The following is a 21,677-nucleotide window of genomic DNA, read 5'->3' as shown; positions in this document are numbered from 1 at the left end:
ATGCATTATGTTGTTAGTTTTGTAATTGAATCATAAGTGCTTTTAATCAATTTCTCTAACCTACTTGCTTTCATTTAGTTCATAGACTTCTATTTCCTTTTTAAAGGTATTCATGAACCTCCTACGTCGGTTTCTTTTGCTCGCCCAAAAGAAACGAACAGGGCTGATAAACTAAGGTAAGGTGTACCTTGGTTTAGAGGAGCCAGCCGTAGCGAAGGCCGGCGCGCCATCTGGCCCCTCACTTTATATGCAAATCGTTGCATTTACATCGCGGTCCTCTGCGGATAAGGAGTTTCGCTTCGCCAATGAAGTAGCTTTACCATAAAACTACCCAAAACTTAAGTTAGCTAAATTTCGTGTTCTCGGGATCGCCCGAGCGAGTCTCACTACTTAATACTCACTACTCAATACTACTTTATAGCATTCCTAATTCTAACTTCGCTTCCTCGCTCATTAGTTCTTGAGTCCAAGGTGGATCAAAAGTAAGTTCTACCTCTACATCTTTTATCTCGTCAATAGATTTTACCTTTTCTTCTACTTCCATTGGCATAGACTCTGCTACGGGACAGTTAGGAGAAGTTAGGGTCATTAGAATTTTAACCTCGTATTCCTCATTTACAAGAACATCATAGATTAGTCCCAACTCATAAATATCCACAGGAATTTCTGGGTCATATATGGTCTTTATAACTCGAACTATTTTTTCGCCTAGTTCTTGGGTGTCTATTGCGGGTGTTTCTGTACTCATTGTATTAAAATTTTATGGTGAATAACCACTAAGGCCGCTTTTTAATGCGATGCCTTTTAATTTAATTGGGTCTGGTAAGCGATAGCGTACATTTTCAGTTGCTTAATCATACTTACTAGGCCATTAGCCCGTGTTGGGGATAAATGCTCTTTTAGACCGATTTGATCTATATAATCGGTATCTGCAGCAATGATATCGCTTGGTTTTTGATTGCTGAAAGTTCTTATCAATATGGCAATGATACCCTTGGTGATTATGGCGTCGCTATCAGCAGTAAAGACTAACTTATCATCATTAAGTTCGGCATGAACCCAGACTTTGCTCTGGCAACCTTTAATGATGTTTTCCTCTGTTTTGTACTGCTCGTCTATCAAAGGAAGGGATTTGCCCAGCTCTATCATATATTCATAACGTTGCATCCAGTCGTCAAACATGGAAAACTCGTCAATTATCTCCTCCTGTATCTCTTTTATACTCATATTGTGTGTTTGTCCAAATAATATGGAAATTCATTACAAAAGTACAACAAGTACCATTTACATTCAAACGGATGTAAATATAGGATTGCGTACTATATCAGCATCGCCTTGGCGCGTTTTACTCCAGCGACCAAAATATCTATTTCCTCCTTTGTATTGTAAAAGCTAAAACTGGCCCTGACCGTTCCTGGAATTTTATAGAAATCCATAATAGGTTGTGCGCAATGGTGTCCGGTTCTAACTGCTACTCCAAGTTTATCTAGTATACTTCCTATGTCATAAGGGTGTATGCCTTCTATATTGAAAGAAACAACTGCAGTCTTATCGGTAGATGTACCGTAAATCTTTAAGTCTTCAATAGTTAAGAGTTGTTCCGTTGCATACTTTAATAGCTCGTCTTCATATTGTGCAATGGCATTAAAGCCAATAGTGTTCATATAATCCAAAGCGGCGCCAAAGGCTATCCCACCAGAAATATTAGGTGTCCCGGCTTCAAATTTATGAGGAAGATCAGCATAAGTTGTTTTTTCAAAGGTAACTTCCGCAATCATTTCTCCACCTCCTTGGTAGGGAGGTAATTTTCTTAACCACTCTTCCTTACCGTAAAGGACACCAACCCCTGTTGGGCCGCACATCTTATGGCCAGATACCACATAAAAGTCAACATCTAATTGCTGAACATCTGCCTTAATATGTGGGGCCGCCTGTGCGCCATCTATCAACACTGCAGCACCTACTTTATGCGCTGCCGTAATAATTTCTTCAATTGGGTTTATAGTGCCTAAGGCATTAGAAACATGGTTACAGAACACCAATTTAGTTTTTGGATTTAGTAGTTTGTGATATTCGTCCATCACCAACTGTCCCTCTAAATCCATAGGGATTACTTTTAACACTGCCCCTGTACGTTCACATAACATTTGCCATGGAACAATATTGGAATGGTGTTCTAGTGCAGATACTATTATTTCGTCACCTTTATTTAATAAGGTAGTAAAACCATTTGCCACCAAATTAATACCGTAGGTAGTACCTGGAGTAAAAATAATTTCGTGGCTTTGGCTTGCATTAAAATGTTTTTGAATCTTAAGTCTTGCCTCCTCATACATTTCGGTTGCTTCCTGGGAGAGCTGATGTACCCCTCTGTGTATGTTGGAGTTGTACCGAGTGTAATAGTCCACAATGGTATCTATAACCATCTTAGGCGTTTGTGAGGTGGCGGCATTGTCCAAATACACTAAAGCTTCGCCATTGACCTTCCTATTTAAAATTGGGAAATCTTTACGAATGGTATGTATATCCAAAATGGTGTTTATCATAACGGTAAATAACTGACTTTGGGGATGCTATTTTCCTTTTTATAGGTCAAAGCCAATATTAACCCCCAATTTTTTGGCGATGATTTTATTGATTCTAGTCTTAAGTTCTGGAATACGAACCGTGGACAAAACGTTGTTGGCGAAAGCATACATTAACAATGCTTTGGCTTCCTTTTTAGGAATACCTCTAGACTGTAAGTAAAATAATGCCTCCTCATCTAGCTGACCAATAGTACATCCGTGGGAGCACTTCACATCATCAGCAAATATCTCTAGCTGAGGTTTAGTGTTAATAGTGGCCTTATCACTTAATAAGATATTGTTGTTCTGCTGAAACGCGTTAGTCTTTTGTGCAATTTGATCTACTATAATCTTTCCGTTAAAGACAGCGGTAGCATTCTCATCATAAATTCCCTTATAATCTTGATAACTTTCGTTATTGGGTTTTATATGATGTACTAGGGTATGATGATCCACATGCTGCTTACCTTCTATAATGGTAACGCCTCTTAGGGTGGAGTTTACACGCTCTCCGTTTTGATAGTAATTAAGGTTGTTTCTAGTTAATTTACCACCAAAGGAAAAGGTATGTACATCTACAGTACTACCATCTTTTTGATCTATGTAGGTGTTGTCTACCAAAGATGCTGTAAGGGCGTCATTCTGAACTTTATAATAGTCTATAATGGCATTTTTACCAGCAAAAATTTCCGTAACTGCATTGGTAAAGACGTCGTTAGAGGTAAGGCTTTGATGACGCTCTATAATTTGTAATTCCGTATTCTCTTCCGCAATAATCAAGTTACGTGGTTGTGACATCAATGCCGCTTCTGTACCAGTAGTAAAATGAAGTATCTCTATAGGTTTTTTAGGCGTCTTGTTTTTAGGGATATAGATATAAGCCCCTTCCTTGCTAAACGCAGTGTTTAGGTTGGTTAACGAGTCGTCCTTAGAAGCAATTTTATTGAAGTAGACATCAATGACTGCCTTGTACATGGGCTTGGTTAGTGCAGAGCTCATTAGGCAAACATCTACTCCATCATGCGTAGTTTCCGATAAATAGGAGCTATAAATGCCATCGATAAATACAATTTTATAGGTGTCAATTTCATGCATAAAATACCGCTTAACATCCTTATAGTCTAGGTCGCTTTCGGTTTTGGGAAATATGCTGAAATCTACTTTTTGTAACGTATTCAATGAGGTGTATTTCCATTCCTCCTCTTTACGGGATGGAAATCCTTTTTCTTCAAACTTTTTTATTGCTTCGGTGCGTATATCGTGTACAGAATGCTCCACGTCCACATTGTTTTCAAACGCTAAAAAAGAGGAGACTAATTTTTCTTTTAAATCCATTTTTCTAAGTTGTAATGTCTAAATGTCAAATGTTATACAGTTTCTTGTTTATGCACTAATATGAACTATAAAACCATTTAATATTTTAGATATATTTTCTAATTGTTCCTTTAATATGAAAAACTCCTTATTATCTACCTATTCTAAATCCAATCCTTGCTATATCGGTGACCCTACCTCTGTAGTAGATCTCCTAGTTAGTATAGGAAGTAAATAAATTCTTCATCCGTCTTTCTTTCAAATCCTTCTGCAATATTGGAGCTTATAGAAATGGAAGCTCTTCTGATTTGCCTTTTAAATCGATGTCCTTTTCAGTTTTACCCTTGTTGGTTAATTTTCTAAATCTTTTTGTTGAAATCGATTTGCTTTCTTCAAGCGTTTGTTTCTTCAAATGATTTTGTTTGACATTCCCAACTTAGTGATGCACTACGATATATCGGCTTTTACATTTGGACTTGTGACGTTAGACAGGGCTAAACTATACTACCGACTCTGGCTTTAGCCAATCGTATCCTTTCTCTTCTAGTTCTAGTGCTAATTCTTTGGTACCCGACTTTACAATTTTTCCATTGTGAAGTACGTGTACATAATCAGGTACTATATACTCTAATAAACGCTGGTAGTGAGTAATCAAAATTACAGCGTTATCTTTTGTCTTTAGGGTGTTTACTCCATTGGCAACCACTCTAAGAGCATCAATATCCAAACCGGAATCCGTTTCATCCAAAATAGCCAATTTAGGCTCTAACATGGCCATTTGGAATATTTCGTTTCTTTTCTTCTCTCCTCCAGAAAAACCTTCATTAAGAGAACGAGATAAGAATTTTCTATCTATACCTAGTAGTTCAGACTTTTCACGAAGTAACTTCAACATATCTTTTGCTCCCATTTCTTCCAAGCCTTGTGCTTTTCTAGATTCGTTTATGGAGGTTTTAATAAAGTTGGTTACCGATACACCAGGAATTTCTACAGGATATTGAAACGAGAGAAATATACCTTTATGAGCTCTTTCTTCAGGGGAGTCTTCTATTATGCTCTCATTATCCATTGTTATTTCCCCTTCTGTAACTTCAAAATCTTCCTTTCCTGCAATTACAGATGCCAAGGTACTTTTACCAGAACCGTTTGGTCCCATTATAGCATGTACTTCTCCTGCATTTACGGTTAGATCGATTCCGTTTAATATTTCCTTGCCATCTATATTGGCGTGTAAGTTTTTTATTTTTAGCATTTTAAAACTATTTTTCTAGTTGTAGTGTATTTTAATAATCCAGATTACTATTTCCCCATCAGGGATTTCGGAGGTTTATCCTACTGATCCCTCCAAGCTTATTTCTAATAATTTTTGAGCTTCCACCGCAAATTCCATTGGCAATTTATTTAATACCTCTTTGCTAAACCCGTTAACAATAAGTGCAATGGCTTTTTCCGTGTCTATTCCCCTTTGGTTGCAATAGAAAATCTGGTCTTCCCCAATTTTACTTGTGGTTGCCTCATGTTCTATCATGGCTGACTTGTTCTTGACTTCTATATATGGAAATGCATGTGCGCCACAATCGTTCCCCATTAATAGTGAATCACATTGGGAGAAGTTTCTAGCATTCTCGGCCCTGCTGCTCACTTGTACTAAACCTCGGTAACTATTTTGCGATTTTCCTGCAGAGATACCTTTAGAGATAATGGTACTTTTTGTGTTTTTCCCTAAGTGGATCATTTTAGTACCAGTATCTGCTTGTTGGTGATTATTAGTCACTGCAACAGAATAAAATTCACCAATAGAATTATCTCCTTTTAATATACAAGAAGGATATTTCCAGGTAACGGCTGATCCAGTTTCTACTTGTGTCCAAGAAATTTTAGCGTTCTTTTCGCAAATACCTCTTTTGGTCACAAAATTATATACGCCTCCTTTTCCTTCTTTGTTTCCTGGGAACCAGTTTTGAACGGTAGAATATTTAATTTCTGCCCCGTCTAAGGCTATTAGTTCTACTACTGCTGCGTGTAATTGATTTTCATCTCGGGAAGGAGCGGTACAACCTTCCAAATAACTAACGTAACTATCTTCATCTGCAATTACCAATGTTCTTTCGAACTGACCTGTTCCTGCTTGGTTAATTCTAAAATAAGTAGACAGTTCCATAGGACAACGTACTCCTTTAGGGATGTAGCAGAAGGATCCGTCTGAGAATACGGCCGAATTTAAGGCTGCATAAAAGTTGTCTTTTTGGGGAACAACACTACCTATATATTTTTTTACTAATTCTGGATGCTCCCTAATCGCTTCCGAAATAGAGCAGAATATAATTCCTTTTTCCGCTAAAGTCTTTTTAAAAGTGGTGGCTACTGAAACAGAGTCCATCACAATGTCTACGGCTACTCCAGCCAATTTCTTTTGCTCATCTAAAGAAATTCCCAACCTATTAAAAGTGTCCAGTAATTCTGGATCTACTTCATCTAAGCTGTCGTATTTTGGTTTGGAGTTAGGTGCGGAATAGTAAGAGATAGCCTGAAAATCAGGTTTTTCATATTTTACGTTCGGCCATTCTGGCTCAACCATTTCCTTCCAGATCTTAAACGATTCTAATCTCCATAGCGTCATCCATTCCGGTTCTTCCTTCCTTTTAGAAATAGCAATCACTATCTCTTCGTTTAATCCGGCTGGAAACGTATCCGATTCAATATCCGTATAGAAACCATACTCGTACTCTTTGGTTTCCAATTCTTTCTTTAATTCTTCTTCTGTGTATGCCATTTCATATAAGTTAAAGAGTTAAAAAGGAAGAGTTAAAACGCTACTCTTTCTCTTTTTAACGCATTTAGTAATTTAACAAATGCTCATTGTTACAATATCACTTTTTCTCCTGTTGCGTTATAGTGAGAAGCTTTCTCCACAGCCACAAGTTCTTTGAGCGTTGGGGTTATTAAAGACAAAACCTTTGCCGTTAAGTCCGCCAGAGTATTCCAATACGGTGCCTACTAGATATAAGAAACTCTTTTTGTCTACTAATATCCGTACAGAGTTGTCCTCAAACATCTTATCGGTTTCACCTATTGTTTTATCAAAATTAAGCTCATAAGATAAGCCGCTGCATCCACCACTTTTAACACCTACTCTTACGAAGTCGGTGTTTGCATCAAAGCCTCCCTCACTCATAAGGGCCATTACCCTTTCTCTTGCCGATTCAGATACTTTAATCATCGTTAATTGGATTTAATCTAAATTAGGGTACAAAGATACTACATAAGAAGTGTTTTACCATATTTTCCAACATTAATCTAGCCTATAGGACTATCAGTTCTTTCTATGGGGAATTTTATGTTGGGAGACATGGTTTGGAAGTGCGTGCTAACGTGGCGTCTTGATTCATTTTTTAGTGAAAGAAATGGAGGGAAATCCAATTGGTTTTACGAATTAGTAGTATGAAGAGAGCTTAGTGAAATCTTATTATGTTAAGAAAACAGAAAGTCTTAGTATGTAATTGAAAAGTAGTAATTTACTACTTTAACGATATAGGTAGTTAATGTAAAAAACATTTTTTTTTAAGGGTATCATAAAAAGGTTGAGAGAGCTCAGCATAGTAAAATTTATTCCTGCTTTCTCCTTGTCATTACAGAAATTTACATTAAATTCAACTGCATTTTTAAAAACCAAAATAATTCTTCTAAAATTATGTCCAAGAAAAAGACCACATTTAATAATAAATCTCGAAGAGATTTTATCAAAGGTGCCGGGTTGGCAACGGCAGGATTTATGATTGTCCCGAGACACGTATTAGGCGGCCCGGGTTTTGTTGCTCCTAGTGATAAATTAAACATTGCAGGTATTGGTGTTGGCGGGAAAGGAAAGAGCGATCTTACCTCTTTTGCCGAAAGTCCCAATGTGAATATTGTGGCTTTATGTGATGTAGATGATAGGCAGGCTGTAGATTCAAGGAAAAATTTCCCGAAAGCGAAGTACTATGCAGATTTTAGGGAGATGCTAGAGAAGGAAAAGAACAATATAGATGCTGTTTCAGTATCTACCCCAGATCATAATCACGCGGTACAAGCTTATATGGCAATGCAAATGGGGAAGCATGTGTACGTTCAAAAACCTTTGACGCATGATATTTGGGAGGCGAGAATGCTTACCGAAGCAGCTAAAAAATATAAGGTGGTCACCCAGATGGGTAACCAAGGTGGTTCTGGAGATGGAGTGCGTAAGATGAAGGAGATTTATGACACCGGAATTATTGGTGAAGTACACACCGTTGAGTGTTGGACTAATAGGGCTATTTGGCCTCAGGCATTACAGACACCAACAAAAAAGGATAGAATACCAAAAGGACTTAATTGGGATCTATGGTTAGGAACTGCAGAAATGCGCGATTATAACGATGCTTATCTTCCATTTGATTGGAGAGGTTGGTCAGATTTTGGAACAGGAGCTCTAGGAGATATGGCTTGCCATATTATGGATCCCGTTTATAGGATCCTTCCTATTCTATATCCAAATCAGGTTGAGTGTAGCGTGTCTGACTCCTTTAAAGGGAAGTTTGAAACTGCAGATTATCCAAAAAGTTTCCCTAACTCCAGTAAAATACACCTTAGCTATCCAAGAACCGATGGGAAAGGCAATGTAAAAGTTACTTGGATGGATGGCGGATTGCTTCCAGAGCGCCCAGAAGAAATGGGAGATGATGAGCCAATGGGTAACTGGGATGGTGGTGTACTATTTATAGGTACCAAAGGAAAATTAATGGCAGATTGTTATGGAGCTAATCCAAGGCTACTTCCATTAAGCTTAAACGAGCAGTTTGAAGTTGAAGAAACTATAGCAAGAGTCCCTGAGGGGCACTACTTGCAGTGGGTAAATGCTTGTATGGCGGGTTACGGAAATGCGGAAACTAGTTCATCTTTTGACTATGCGGGTCCGTTTACAGAAAGTATCCTTATTGGGAACTTGGCGCTTAAAGCCTATTTTGAGGTAGATCCTAAAGCAGAAAGTAAAGGATTCTGGAGTGGTGGTTCTCAGTACTATGGTAGAAAGCGACTCTTATGGGATGCGGAAAATATGAAGGTGAGTAACTTTGAGGCCGCTAACAAATATGTGAAGAGAACCTATAGAGATGGGTATTCCTTAGGTTAGGAATAACATCTTGATTCAAATACAAAAACGCCAGTCTTTATTAAAGGGCTGGCGTTTTTATATTGTATTTGAATGTCCCGATGATAGGTATTTGCATTCTGGAGGTTGATAGACTCAATTAATTATTACTTTATAATATCTAATTTCTTCATTGCTGATTAATCTTAATCATATTCAAAATAGAAAATAATTACCCTTCTGCTCAATATTTAGTGCAAAAGGTCTAATAAATAAATTTACTCCTTACTTTTGCAGTATGTTAGAAGATAAGAACCAAGAAAGGACAAGCCTAGAAGAGTTGGGTGAGTTTGGACTAATCCAGCACCTCACTAAAAGTTTTAAAATTAACCATAAATCTACCCTAAAAGGAATTGGGGATGATGCTGCTGTGCTAAACTTTAACGAGAAGAAAGCAGTGGTATCTACCGATATGTTAGTAGAGGGGGTGCATTTCGATTTAAGTTATATGCCATTAAAACACCTAGGGTATAAATCCGTGATGGTTAATTTATCGGATATCTATGCTATGAATGCCGTAGCTACGCAAATAACCGTCTCCATAGCGGTATCTAATAGATTTCCATTAGAGGCATTGGAAGAGTTTTATGCAGGAGTGGCCTTGGCAGCAAAAATATATAACGTAGACCTAATTGGTGGTGATACTACATCTTCTACTAAGGGAATGATAATTAGTGTAACTGCTATTGGGGAGGCAAATGAGGCTGATATAGTTTATAGAAGTGGCGCTAAACCAAATGATCTTCTAGTTGTATCTGGAGATGTGGGAGGTGCATATTGCGGTTTACAAGTGTTAGAAAGGGAGAAAGAGGTTTTTAAGGTGAATCCTAATAATCAGCCAGACCTATCACCATATACTTATATAATAGAGCGACAGCTAAAACCAGAGTCAAGAAAAGATGTCAAAGGTCTATTGGAAGGACTAGAAATAAAGCCTACATCAATGATTGATATTAGTGACGGACTTTCTTCGGAGATTCTACATCTGTGTAAGGCAAGTGGAGTTGGTTGTAATTTGTTTGAAGATAAAATTCCGTTAGATCCAACAGTAATTTCAGCCTGTGAGGAGTTTAATATAGATAGCACTATGGTGGCTTTAAGTGGGGGAGAGGACTATGAGCTATTATTCACAATAGATCAAAAAGACTATCCTAAAATTAAAGGCAACCCACATTTTTCTATTATCGGACACATGACGGAAGAAAATGAGGGGGCTAATCTAATTTCTCGTGGTGATACAAAAATTCCGATAACCGCTCAAGGGTGGAATTCGTTTTCTTAAAAATAAAAATTCCCGAAAATTGAAGGCAACTCCATTTTACTGTCGTGGGGTTAACAACAGATATAAATAATCGTTACTTATTCAATTTTCAGGAACAATGTTATTTACCCACGCAGAAAACGGTTGTCGTTTCAACTTTAGCTAGCGGATTTAAGCAACTTGTTGGTTAGAGTTATGTCTTTTTTGGTAGATGTGCTCTAGTGTATTGTTGATGTCCTGTAATTCTGGCGTTAGTTCTGAGAGGTTTCCGCTGGCGTCCGTTGTTACCTCTTTGTTGCAGTGAACACACTTGTACTCTTTAATATGTGATGTTATTTCTTTGGTAACTCCAAAATGATGTCCAAATATACTGCAGAAAATTGCGCTAAGTCTGTTGCCGTATTTGTTGATTGTTTCTTTCATAATTTAGGATTTTAGAGCGCATTGTAGTAGTCCTAATTGGGGAACCTTACATGCGAAAAATATTAATGTTTTGGTTGTTGGTTTTTATTGTTACTAAAATACATAACATTTAATTAACGCAAACATTTGCGAATTATTGAGTTGCATAAGTTTTTTATTGGATTTTTTTGGTCAAACATTCCGTTTTTCGATGATTGACGTGTTTTAAGGGCTTAATTGGGGTTTTATACTAAGTGGTTTTTATCCTATCTTTCGCCGAAATTTGTAGGCATGCTTAAGACTAAAGAAACTTTGATTACAACATTTGCGATGTTCTCCCTTTTTTTTGGAGCCGGTAACCTAATTTTACCGCCGTTATTAGGTTTTAAAACAGGGGAAATGTGGTGGTTAGTCACTTTGGGTTTTGCTACCTCGGCCGTTTTAGTGCCTGTCTTTGGAATCTTGGCTCACGCGAAATTGCAAGGAACTATTTTCGATTTTGGGAAAAAGGTTTCTCCTGCCTTTAGCCTAATATATTCCCTATCTATATATGCGATAGCAATTAGTCTTCCTTCGCCGCGTACGGCTTCTGTAACCCATGAAATTGCCGTTCAGCCATTTTTTAATATCTCGTCTCTCACCACCAGTATTATATACTTCGCCCTAGTATTTATTTTTGTAATAAATAGATCTAGTCTGTTAGATATTTTAGGTAAAATTCTTACCCCCACCATAATTATCATTCTATTGGCTATTATCGGAATTACCATCTTTGATCTAAACTTAAATTTTGGAGATGCAACTATAGAGAATCCGTTTAGTGTAGGTGTATTAGAGGGGTATCAAACCTTTGATGCTATTGGAGCTGTAGTAGTTGGTGGTGTAATTATAGTTTCTGTTAATCTTAAGACTAAAGCACCTTATGAAGCCAAAAAGGGGCTAATCCGCAAATCGGGCTGGTTGGCAGGACTCGCCCTCTTTCTAATTTATGCAGGTTTAATAATTACAGGAGCTTTAAATCAATCTAACTTTGATTCTACGATTAGCAGAACAGAGCTTTTAACAGGAATAAGTAGATTAACACTAGGAGATACCGCTAACGTTTTTCTAAGTATCTTGGTGAGTTTAGCGTGCTTTACTACTGCGGTGGGAATTGTTACGGGTACTGCGGATTTTATTAAAGAACGCTATGCTAAATTTAAGAACGCCTATCTGTACACAGCAATAGTGGGTAGTGTGCTTGGGGTTTTAATTGGTCAATTTAATGTGGCTTATATTATAGTGGTGGCCTTGCCTGCTCTTATGTTTATCTATCCGTTGACTATTGTGCTGATACTCTTAAATGTGGTGCCAGATCGCTTGGCTTCCCCTAAAGTTTTTAAAGTAGTTGTGTTGACAACTGCTTTGTTTAGTATTCCTGATTTCTTAGGGAGTTTGGAGTTTTGGTCTTTTAATAAAGAGATTTTTGAGTGGATACCTCTTAGTAGTTATCAATTAGGATGGGTACTGCCATCAGTAGTGACATTTGTGATTGCTAACATTACGGAAAATTCGTCTATGCTTAACAAAGACTCTTAAGTTTTACCGAAAAATTATTGCAAATAAAAAGAGCTGGATAATGCCAGCTCTTTATTAATTATTAAAATAAGGATGATGCTTATGCTTTGGCATTCATCAATTCCTCTATTTCATCTACCTCAATAGGGATATTGGCCATTAAGTTAAATGGTGCTCCAGTTTCCTGGATAACAACATCATCTTCTAATCTAATTCCCATTTTTTCTTCTGGGATATAAATTCCTGGCTCAACGGTAAATACCATATTTGCTTTCATAGGAGTTTTTAATGCGCCGTAATCGTGGGTGTTAAGTCCTATATGATGGCTAGTGCCGTGCATAAAGTACTTTTTATAGGCTGGCCAATCCTTATCTTCGTTTTGTACATCGGCCTTATCTAACAATCCTAAGCCTAGAAGTTCGGAGGTCATCAGCTGACCTACTTCTTTATGGAATTCTGCCCACATGGTTCCTGGGACTAACATGGCTGTAGCTTCGTTTTTTACCCTAAGTACCGCTTCATATACTTCCTTCTGTCTTTTTGTGAACTTGCCATTTACTGGGATGGTTCGGGTAAGGTCGCTAGAGTAGTTGGCATATTCCGCAGCGGTATCCATTAAAAGCATATCGCCATCATGGCATTGCCTATTATTTTCTACATAGTGCAATACATTAGCATTATTTCCAGAAGCAATAATAGGCGTATAAGCAAACCCTTTAGATCGGTTTCTAATGAACTCATGTAAGAGTTCCGCCTCAATTTCATATTCCCAAACTCCAGGCTTAACAAACGGTAATAAACGTCTAAAGCCTTTTTCGGTGATATTACAGGCTGTTTGCAAAATATCTATTTCTTCAGGCTCTTTAATTCCGCGTATTTCCTGAAGAATTGGGCTGCTCTTTGCCCAGTTGTGAGCTGGGTAATCTTGCTTGCATTTTGCTATAAAGCGGTCTTCCCTAGTTTGGGTTTCTACTGCTTGTCTGTAGTGCTCGTTGGTATTAAAGTAAACCGTTTCTGCTTCGGTCATAAGATCAAAAAATATCTTATCAAAATCTGTAAGCCAGTAAATGGTTTCAATCCCTGAAACTTCTGTTGCTTTTTCTTTAGTGAGCTTTTCGCCTTCCCAAACTGCAATATGAGCATTGGTTTCTCTTACAAACAATACTTCTCTGTGTTTTTTGTCATGGGAATCAGGAAAAAGTAACAGTATGGTTTCTTCCTGATCGGCACCACTTAGGTAAAAAAGATCTCTATCTTGCTCAAAGGGTAGCGTGCTGTCTGCACCTATGGGGTAAATATCATTAGAATTGAATACCGCAATACTTTTTGGCTTCATTTGAGCCATAAATTTCTTGCGATTTTTTACAAATAATTGCTGTGGTATTTGCTCGTACTTCATCAGTTATGTTTTTTTTGGGCATGGCCTCTTGCCAGTGGTGTGTTTAGTGGTGAAACGGTGTGATTAACATTTTTCACCTATAGAACAGTGGCTTCCGGTATGCACCAGTTTTTAATATTGTATGCAAATTTAAGAAATAGGATATGCTTAATGCCATTAAGCCGTAAATCATTTTAAAAGCAAAGTCTTCCATTCTGTAAAATATCAAAATAGCCTATCTTCGCAGATTAATTATAATGTGCAATTAATAGCACTTAAAAGTAGATTTCTTCCTCGTAAATATAAATATGGACATGACTAAAAATTTGATGTTTTTCTTTTTCTCGATGGTGATTATAGGCTGGTCTCAAGAAAAAAAATCAGCTGTCACAACTGATGATTATTTCAAAATTTTTAGAGAGCATATCACAGGGGAAAAGGCGTATGAAACTACAGCTTTTGTATCTCAATACTGGAGAGTTGTAGGCAACGAGGGGTTTAATAAGAGTATCTTTAAGGTTGCTTCGGAGTTGGAAGCGGCTGGCTATGTAAAAGAAGAGCAAGCTACTGTTTTAGACCGATTTACTTATAGGATAGAAAAGAGGTCCTTGCCGCACCCTACTTGGGAGCCTTTGAATGCAGAAGTTAGTCTAGTTGGGAGTTCTTCACCATTACTGAGTCAGGCCACCAATCGCAATATGGTTTATTTAAATTCTGCTTCAACATCAAGTAATGGTGTTGTAGGAGAGGTAGTATATATAAAGGACTTAGAGGCGTTAAATAAGGTCTCGGTAAATGGTAAGATTATATATACCGATGCCAATCGTGCTTCAGAAATTTATAAGGAAGGGGTGCTAAATAAAGGTGCCTTAGGGATGTTTAGCTATAACAACCCTGGTTATTTAAAGCCAGAGATAAATACCACTTCCATTCAGTTTCGTAGTCTAGCATATCATCCAAATAATAAATGGGCTATAGCGTTATCTTATGAGGCTAAAGAAGAATTAAAAGCAGCAATGGATAAGGGAAGCGTTAGGGCAAAGGTGAATGTAGCTACTAAGTTGTATCCTTCAGAAGAGCTAACCTTGGTCGCAGATGTTAGGGGTTCCGAAACGCCAGAAGAGCGACTCGTTTTTAGCGCCCATGTGCAGGAGCCAGGTGCCAATGACAATGCATCGGGGGTGGGAGCGCAATTAGAAATGGCTATCACAACAGCGAAACTCATAGCTTCCGAATCTATTGAGGCTTATAGAAGTATTACTTTTCTTTGGGGTGATGAAATAATATCTACCAACCGTTATGTTGCGGAAGATGAAGCAAGGGCTAAAAATATTAAATGGGGTATTAGTCTAGATATGGTAGGGGAGAATACCGATAAAACAGGAGGTACCTTCCTTATTGAAAAAATGCCCGATCCCAGTGCCATTTGGACACGAGGTGAAGATAAACATTCTGAATGGGGCGGGAGAGTGTTAAGTTTAAAGGATATGAAACCTCATTACTTAAACGATTTTATAATTCATAACTTTAAAAAGCAAGGGAAGTTTGCTAATTGGGTGGTGAAAACCAATCCGTATGAAGGGGGTAGTGATCATATGCCCTTTTTAAGAGCCGATATACCAGGTTTATTGCTTTGGCACTTCACTGACCAATTTTACCATACCGATAATGATACCATGGACAAGGTGTCTCAAGAAACCTTAAAAAATGTGAGTACTGCAGCATTAGCTAGTGCCCTTACCTTGGTGAACGGGGATAGCTATACAGCCACGGCAATAATTGATTTGATAAATAAGGCTGCTACCAATCGTTTGGCAGCAGAATATTTATTAAGTGAAAGCGCTGTAAGAGAAGGAGCTTCTTCAGAGGATGAACAGCAGATTATAATGGCATGGGCAGATTGGTATATCAAAGCTATTGAATCAGCTAAGGATATGGCTAATCCAGGGAATACTGCAATTGTAGAAAAAGCTATTTTAAGTGCACGTTCTATTATTGAACTGCAGAGGGATAGCTTTGTATCTGAATTAAAAAGGAAGTAGAAAAATAAATCATAGAATGCTATTCTGGTAGGTGGAGTTGCATTAAGATGTTGAATTTGTTGAGTTTATCGGGTTTTGGTTGCTGAGGTTCCTACTTTATTTTAAGGAAATTGCCCTATTTTAATGAGGGAGATTTTTATAACTAGGTAGACTTTATACGGGGAAGTTCTTTAAATTGGTTCTAAATATGCGACATAAACTAAACAAAGTTTGTTAATAACTGCATTCTAGAGTAGATTTGTATTCAAAACAATTAACATAATGAGTGGATTTTTTAACTCTTCAATTGGCAGAAAGTATGCCATGGCACTTTCAGCCTTTTTCTTGATGATTTTTATCGTTCAGCATTTTGCCATTAACATTCTATCCGTGTTTAGTCCGGATGCATTTAATGAAATTTCCCATTTTATGGGTACCAACCCTTTGGTGCAATTTGGATTGCAGCCTATTTTACTTTTTGGGGTTGTTTTTCACTTTGTTATGGGCTTTATCCTAGAAATTAGGAATAGGAATGCGAGAGCGGTGAAGTATGCCCAGTATAATGGAGCTGCTAATTCTACCTGGATGAGCAGAAACATGATCTGGAGCGGTGGATTTATTTTAATATTTCTAGTAATACACTTTATTGATTTCTGGTTTCCAGAAATCAATACTAAGTTTATACAAGGAGATATGTCGGGATTACTCGCAGATGGAGAAGGATATCGGTATTATGAAGAACTTACCCATAAATTTGCTCCCCTTTGGAGAGTGGCACTTTACTGTGTAGGGTTTATTTTTCTTTCCCTTCACTTATTGCATGGGTTTAGTTCTGCATTTCAATCTGTAGGTGCTAATAATAAATACACAAGAGGATTAAAAGGGTTTGGAAAAGCTTATGCGATAATCATCCCATTAGGATTTATTTTTATTGCTCTTTTTCACCATTTCAACCATTAATATAATACTACATAGCTATGTCTATATTGGATTCTAAAGTACCAAAAGGGCCATTAAAAGATAAATGGACGACCTATAAGGATAAGATTAACTTAGTTAATCCTGCTAACAAACGCTCTATAGATATTATTGTGGTAGGAACCGGACTTGCTGGAGGTTCTGCTGCGGCTACTTTAGCGGAGCTGGGTTATAATGTAAAGGCATTTTGCTACCAAGATTCTCCACGTAGAGCGCACTCTATTGCGGCTCAAGGAGGTATCAATGCGGCAAAAAATTACCAAGGTGATGGGGATTCTACCTACCGCTTATTTTACGATACTATTAAAGGAGGAGATTATAGATCACGTGAAGCTAACGTATACCGCTTAGCAGAGGTCTCGGGTAATATCATAGATCAATGTGTGGCTCAGGGGGTACCTTTTGCACGTGATTATGGTGGGCTGTTAGATAACCGTTCTTTTGGTGGAGTACTAGTATCTCGTACCTTTTACGCTAAAGGACAAACAGGGCAACAGTTATTACTAGGTGCTTATTCTGCTATGAACAGGCAGATTGCACGTGGAAAGATAGAAATGCACAACCGACATGAAATGTTGGATGTGGTAAAGATAGATGGTAAGGCAAGAGGAATTATTGCCCGTAACTTAGTTACTGGAGAAATAGAACGCCACTCTGCACATGCCGTAGTAATTGCAACAGGAGGATACGGAAATGTTTATTTCCTTTCTACCAATGCTATGGGCTCTAATGCAACTGCAGCTTGGAAAGTACATAAAAAAGGAGCATTTTTTGCTAACCCTTGTTATACTCAAATTCACCCTACCTGTATTCCGCGCTCGGGAGATTACCAATCTAAATTAACTTTGATGTCAGAATCCCTTCGTAATGATGGTAGAATCTGGGTGCCAAAGAAAATGGAAGATGTGTTGGCAATTAGGGAAGGAAAGAAAAAACCTACCGACCTAAGCGAGGAGGAAAGAGATTATTACCTAGAGAGGAGATATCCTGCCTTTGGTAACTTGGTGCCTCGTGATGTGGCTTCTAGGGCTGCCAAAGAAAGATGTGATGCTGGTTATGGTGTTAACGCAACAGGAGAAGCGGTTTATTTGGATTTTAAATCGGCTATTCAGCGTTATGGGACAGAGCAGGCAAAGCTTCATGGGTTAACCAATGCTAGTAAAGAAAAAATCATAGAATTAGGAGAGGAAATTATAAAAGCCAAATACGGTAACCTTTTCCAGATGTATGAGAAAATTGTGGATGAAAATCCATATAAAACACCAATGATGATTTATCCAGCTACGCACTATACCATGGGCGGAGTTTGGGTAGATTATAACCTAATGACTACAGTGGAAGGACTGTACTGTATTGGGGAGGCTAACTTCTCTGATCACGGGGCTAACCGATTAGGAGCTTCTGCACTTATGCAGGGCTTGGCAGATGGATATTTTATTTTGCCTTATACTATTGGCGATTACCTGTCCAATGAAATTAGGACCGGAAAAATACCTACGAATACCCCAGAATTTGACGAAGCAGAAAAAGCGGTTACTGACCAAATTAACGCATTCATCAATAATAAAGGAAGCCATTCTGTAGATTATTTCCACAAGAAATTAGGTAAGGTAATGTGGGATAAATGTGGAATGTCTAGAAACGCTGCGGATTTAAAAGAGGCTATAAAAGAAATTAAAGCTATTCGTGAAGCATTCTACAGAGATGTAAAAGTTCCTGGAAAGGCAGATGAAATGAACCCAGAGTTAGAGAAAGCGGGTCGTGTGGCCGATTTCCTAGAATTAGGAGAGTTATTTGCCAAGGATGCTCTAATGCGAGAGGAGTCTTGTGGAGGGCATTTTAGAGAAGAATCTGTAGAGCTAGATGGAGAGCAAAAAGGAGAAGCTAAGCGTAACGATGCCGAATTTGCATTTGTTGCTGCTTGGGAGTACAAAGGAGAGCCTTCAGATGCCGTTCTACATAAAGAACAATTGGAGTTTAACGATATAGAATTGAAGCAAAGGAGTTATAAATAAGTAGTATTGATCTATTAGACGGGATTAAAATCTCAAAATTCAATACTCAATACTCAATACTTAAAATATGAATCTTACATTAAAAATTTGGAGACAAAACGGATCTCAAGACAAGGGTAAAATGGTAGATTACCAGGTGTCGGATATATCGGAAAACATGTCTTTCTTGGAGATGATGGATGTTTTAAATGAGCAGATCATCAATGAAGGAGGAGAGCCGGTTGCCTTTGATCACGACTGTAGAGAAGGTATCTGTGGGATGTGCTCTATGCATATTAATGGAGAACCCCATGGTCCTGATAAAGGAATTACTACCTGCCAATTGCACATGCGTTCTTTTAAGGATGGCGACACTATTACCATTGAGCCGTTTAGGGCTAAGGCATTTCCAGTTATTAAGGATTTGATGGTAGATCGTAGTTCGTTTGAAAGAATTCAACAGGCGGGAGGTTATATATCAGTGAATACTTCTGGAAATACGCAGGATGCGAACTCCATTCCAATTGATAAACACGCTGCAGATATGGCTATGGATTCTGCTACCTGTATTGGTTGTGGTGCCTGTGTTGCTAGTTGTAAAAATGCTTCAGCTATGTTGTTTGTAGGGGCTAAGGTTTCGCAATATGCGTTATTGCCACAAGGACAGGTGGAAGCTGTAGATCGTGTTAAGAATATGGTGGCCCAAATGGACTTGGAAGGGTTTGGAAACTGTACCAATACAGGTGCTTGTGAAGTAGAATGTCCTAAAGGAATCTCCTTAGAAAATATAGCGCGTTTAAATAGTGAGTTTTTTAAAGCTAATGTAAAGGGGTAAGACCACTTTATCATTAAGATAATTCTAAATCCTAAGCACCATTTATTGGAGCTTAGGATTTTTTATTCCTACCTCATTATTTGGCCTATTTTAAATAAGCTTTTATTCTTCTTATTTGCTCATTATTTAATAGTCCCCCATAGGCAAGATCAGCTGCATACAAGTCTGGATGCTCGTTTCCTTCAATAATTGTTGGTCCTGTTGGAGTAATGGCTACATCCCACCCAATAAGTCGGTTTGGAATGGCAGTAGTGGCTTTTTTAACAAGTTCACAAGCTTCTTCGTAGTAGGGAATCTTAAATCCTAGGAATTCAATATTGGTATCCGGATGCTTGGTAAGGACTGCTCCTCCAAACTCTAGATTTCTAAATCCTTTATTTTGTAACGTTCCTGTTTTGTGGTCTATCCCTATAAATAAACCGCCAGAAGAAGTATTGTCTACCACCGCCCCTCCCGTACCTACCCGAAAAATAGATGAAATTATATTTACTTCCCCATTATGGATATAGGTTAAAATTCTAAGGGAGTTTATAGAGTTGCTATGAATGGCAGTTAACTGCGGATGCTGTGTTATAACTTCATTATACAGATAATTCCCATTAATCAGGTTTTGATATTGAGACTGTAGCTTATTTTTAATATTATTTCGCTTCAATAAAAAGATGCCTTTTCCTCCATATTGGGAAAGAGGTCTAATGAAAAGGGTGTCTAATTGGGTGGCTTCAAAAATAGCCTCATAGAAGGTGATAAGATCTGAAATGTTATTTATCTGGCTCATATTGCCATCCCAAAAGAAGTGATTTCCAAGGTTATGGCCTATAAGTTTAGGGCTACATATATTGGTTCTTTCGCAGTAAAGCGAGAAATTAAGTTTATTGCTTAAAATGGAGGTAAATTCTACTTGATGTAATTTTTTACCCTCTCTAATTTTCGCAGCTTCTTTTGTGCCTAAGTAATCCCTATAATTTCTAATTTCCTTTTTATAAAGATGCTTAAAATAATACATAGGCACCTCCTTTTTTGTTACCCAAAGAACGAGTACTTCTTTAAAGATTTTGAGATAGTTTTTCTTATTAGGATCCTTTAAAAATACTTTGATCCGCTCTGGATTATCAAAATGCATATAGATAGTAATTTATCGTATCCGAAGCCTATTTTAGGTAGCTAACTATTTTTAGGCTGCCCTTTATTCATTTCTTAGATAACTTCCCTAATTTCCTGTCTTCTACAACTATTGCGGGTGAGCCATAAGCAACCGATAGGCTACTTATATTTTTAACCACTAATGAACCAGCACCAACAATACTATGTTCTCCAATGGTGATGTTTTCAATGAGCTTTGCACCGAGTAAAATGCTCGAATATGTCCCTAGTTCAAGATTTCCTCCTGTGCATACTCCAGAAGCAATACTAGAAAAGTCCTTCATGGTACTGTCGTGCCCAATTGAGGAATTAGCATTAACGTGACAAAATTTTCCAATGGTGGAGTTTGCGTTTATGATTACGCCGGGCATTATTATGCTGCCCTTTCCAATTTTTACGTTTCTTCCTATTATAGCACTGCTATGTATTATTGTAATAAATTTGAAATTAGGAACGATAGAGTTTAATTTTTCAGCCATTTTCATTCGCAACCAATTGTTCTCAATGGCTAAAATGCCGCCGTCTAGGTGGTGTTCCTTTATTAGTTTAGGAAGGTCTAATTCGCTTCCTAATACTTTATAGCCATAGTGTGTTGTATCCTTTTCCTTAGTTGCATCTATAAAGCCTAAAATCTTATATTCTTCACACTTCTCTAAAGAGCCTAAAATAACTTCTCCATGTTTGGCGGCTCCTACTATTGCTATGTTCTTCATTCTAAGAATATGATGATATGGGTACTAACACGTTAACCAAGTTAGTTAAAAGCCTACAGTTAGCAAGATGTGGTCGGTATTTTATGTGAACTATTCGACGTATTACTATATCAACGGGCTATTTGGGAACGAAACAGGGAATTACGTTACCACAGTCTAGTAGTACAGTCGCAGATGAGATATATACCGAAAGACCGCTAAGTGAACATAGAATGACTACTAATCCTAGGTCTAGTCTTACAACCATTGAAAGAAATAATAATCTTTTCAACTTTGCTTTACAATAACCTATGCAATAATGGAATAGGTGTTGGAAAGCGTGTGAAAATTCTAACTAGGTCATAAAT

At 37.7% G+C, this 21,677-nt stretch carries 19 protein-coding genes; 7 read left to right on the top strand and 12 right to left on the bottom strand.

Going from position 1 to position 21,677, the window contains the following annotated elements; translation table 11 throughout:
- Nucleotides 1-415 precede the first annotated feature (415 nt).
- The 8 genes from H344_RS0112725 to H344_RS0112690 all read right to left on the bottom strand — a co-directional run bounded on the left by H344_RS0112725 (nucleotide 416) and on the right by H344_RS0112690 (nucleotide 7,101).
- Nucleotides 416-748, bottom strand: a complete 333-nt coding sequence (locus tag H344_RS0112725) for an SUF system Fe-S cluster assembly protein (RefSeq protein WP_026810675.1) — start codon at nucleotides 746-748, stop codon at nucleotides 416-418.
- Nucleotides 749-804: 56 nt separating this feature from the next.
- Nucleotides 805-1,227 (bottom strand): SufE family protein, encoded by a 423-nt coding sequence (locus H344_RS0112720; protein ID WP_026810674.1) that lies wholly within the window; start codon nucleotides 1,225-1,227, stop codon nucleotides 805-807.
- Between the two features lie 92 nt (nucleotides 1,228-1,319).
- Nucleotides 1,320-2,546, bottom strand: coding sequence for an aminotransferase class V-fold PLP-dependent enzyme (locus tag H344_RS0112715; protein ID WP_026810673.1), 1,227 nt, complete (start codon nucleotides 2,544-2,546; stop codon nucleotides 1,320-1,322).
- Between the two features lie 39 nt (nucleotides 2,547-2,585).
- A complete protein-coding gene (gene sufD, locus H344_RS0112710; RefSeq protein ID WP_026810672.1) occupies nucleotides 2,586-3,902 on the bottom strand; it encodes a Fe-S cluster assembly protein SufD in 1,317 nt (438 codons plus the stop codon).
- A gap of 197 nt (nucleotides 3,903-4,099) precedes the next feature.
- Nucleotides 4,100-4,168: a hypothetical protein gene (locus tag H344_RS22140; RefSeq protein ID WP_316929562.1), complete on the bottom strand. Its 69-nt coding sequence runs from the start codon at nucleotides 4,166-4,168 to the stop codon at nucleotides 4,100-4,102.
- Nucleotides 4,169-4,380: 212 nt separating this feature from the next.
- Complete coding sequence (gene sufC / locus H344_RS0112700; protein WP_026810671.1) at nucleotides 4,381-5,133, bottom strand: Fe-S cluster assembly ATPase SufC; 753 nt, start codon at nucleotides 5,131-5,133, stop codon at nucleotides 4,381-4,383.
- A 75-nt stretch (nucleotides 5,134-5,208) separates the two neighbouring features.
- Nucleotides 5,209-6,654, bottom strand: coding sequence for a Fe-S cluster assembly protein SufB (gene sufB, locus H344_RS0112695; protein ID WP_026810670.1), 1,446 nt, complete (start codon nucleotides 6,652-6,654; stop codon nucleotides 5,209-5,211).
- A gap of 117 nt (nucleotides 6,655-6,771) precedes the next feature.
- On the bottom strand, nucleotides 6,772-7,101 hold the full coding sequence (locus H344_RS0112690; RefSeq protein ID WP_026810669.1) for a HesB/IscA family protein: 330 nt from the start codon (nucleotides 7,099-7,101) through the stop codon (nucleotides 6,772-6,774).
- 471 nt (nucleotides 7,102-7,572) lie between these two features.
- Between H344_RS0112690 and H344_RS0112685 the strand changes: the two genes are divergently transcribed.
- Nucleotides 7,573-9,030, top strand: coding sequence for a Gfo/Idh/MocA family protein (locus tag H344_RS0112685; RefSeq protein WP_026810668.1), 1,458 nt, complete (start codon nucleotides 7,573-7,575; stop codon nucleotides 9,028-9,030).
- A 256-nt stretch (nucleotides 9,031-9,286) separates the two neighbouring features.
- Nucleotides 9,287-10,330 (top strand): thiamine-phosphate kinase, encoded by a 1,044-nt coding sequence (gene thiL, locus H344_RS0112680; RefSeq protein ID WP_026810667.1) that lies wholly within the window; start codon nucleotides 9,287-9,289, stop codon nucleotides 10,328-10,330.
- 150 nt (nucleotides 10,331-10,480) lie between these two features.
- Here thiL and H344_RS21450 read toward each other — a convergent pair whose 3' ends face one another.
- The gene (locus H344_RS21450; protein WP_084148804.1) at nucleotides 10,481-10,732 is read right to left on the bottom strand and encodes a hypothetical protein; all 252 of its coding nucleotides are present in this window, start codon (nucleotides 10,730-10,732) and stop codon (nucleotides 10,481-10,483) included.
- 270 nt (nucleotides 10,733-11,002) lie between these two features.
- Between H344_RS21450 and brnQ the strand changes: the two genes are divergently transcribed.
- A complete protein-coding gene (brnQ, locus tag H344_RS0112675) occupies nucleotides 11,003-12,289 on the top strand; it encodes a branched-chain amino acid transport system II carrier protein (RefSeq protein WP_026810666.1) in 1,287 nt (428 codons plus the stop codon).
- 79 nt (nucleotides 12,290-12,368) lie between these two features.
- On the opposite strand, the gene H344_RS0112670 is transcribed toward brnQ, so the two are convergent.
- The gene (locus H344_RS0112670) at nucleotides 12,369-13,667 is read right to left on the bottom strand and encodes an aminopeptidase P N-terminal domain-containing protein (RefSeq protein ID WP_026810665.1); all 1,299 of its coding nucleotides are present in this window, start codon (nucleotides 13,665-13,667) and stop codon (nucleotides 12,369-12,371) included.
- 293 nt (nucleotides 13,668-13,960) lie between these two features.
- On the opposite strand from H344_RS0112670, the gene H344_RS0112665 reads away from it, so the two are divergent.
- The 4 genes from H344_RS0112665 (at nucleotide 13,961) to H344_RS0112650 (ending at nucleotide 19,474) form a co-directional block, all read left to right on the top strand.
- On the top strand, nucleotides 13,961-15,688 hold the full coding sequence (locus H344_RS0112665) for a M28 family peptidase (protein ID WP_026810664.1): 1,728 nt from the start codon (nucleotides 13,961-13,963) through the stop codon (nucleotides 15,686-15,688).
- A gap of 261 nt (nucleotides 15,689-15,949) precedes the next feature.
- Nucleotides 15,950-16,627 carry a succinate dehydrogenase cytochrome b subunit gene (locus H344_RS0112660; protein ID WP_026810663.1) on the top strand — a complete coding sequence of 226 codons (678 nt, stop codon included), beginning with the start codon at nucleotides 15,950-15,952 and terminating at the stop codon, nucleotides 16,625-16,627.
- 17 nt (nucleotides 16,628-16,644) lie between these two features.
- The gene (locus H344_RS0112655; RefSeq protein WP_026810662.1) at nucleotides 16,645-18,660 is read left to right on the top strand and encodes a fumarate reductase/succinate dehydrogenase flavoprotein subunit; all 2,016 of its coding nucleotides are present in this window, start codon (nucleotides 16,645-16,647) and stop codon (nucleotides 18,658-18,660) included.
- A gap of 67 nt (nucleotides 18,661-18,727) precedes the next feature.
- A complete protein-coding gene (locus H344_RS0112650) occupies nucleotides 18,728-19,474 on the top strand; it encodes a succinate dehydrogenase/fumarate reductase iron-sulfur subunit (RefSeq protein ID WP_026810661.1) in 747 nt (248 codons plus the stop codon).
- A gap of 85 nt (nucleotides 19,475-19,559) precedes the next feature.
- Here the strand turns inward: H344_RS0112650 and H344_RS20235 are convergent, their stop codons facing one another.
- The gene (locus tag H344_RS20235) at nucleotides 19,560-20,597 is read right to left on the bottom strand and encodes a sugar-transfer associated ATP-grasp domain-containing protein (protein ID WP_051254305.1); all 1,038 of its coding nucleotides are present in this window, start codon (nucleotides 20,595-20,597) and stop codon (nucleotides 19,560-19,562) included.
- Nucleotides 20,598-20,664: 67 nt separating this feature from the next.
- Nucleotides 20,665-21,330 (bottom strand): acetyltransferase, encoded by a 666-nt coding sequence (locus tag H344_RS0112640; protein ID WP_026810660.1) that lies wholly within the window; start codon nucleotides 21,328-21,330, stop codon nucleotides 20,665-20,667.
- Nucleotides 21,331-21,677: the final 347 nt, after the last annotated feature.

The organism is Arenibacter latericius DSM 15913 (assembly GCF_000424985.1).
GTDB lineage: Bacteria > Bacteroidota > Bacteroidia > Flavobacteriales > Flavobacteriaceae > Arenibacter > Arenibacter latericius.
Note: the sequence above shows the minus strand (reverse complement) of the source record. Positions and strands in the feature narration are given on the sequence as shown.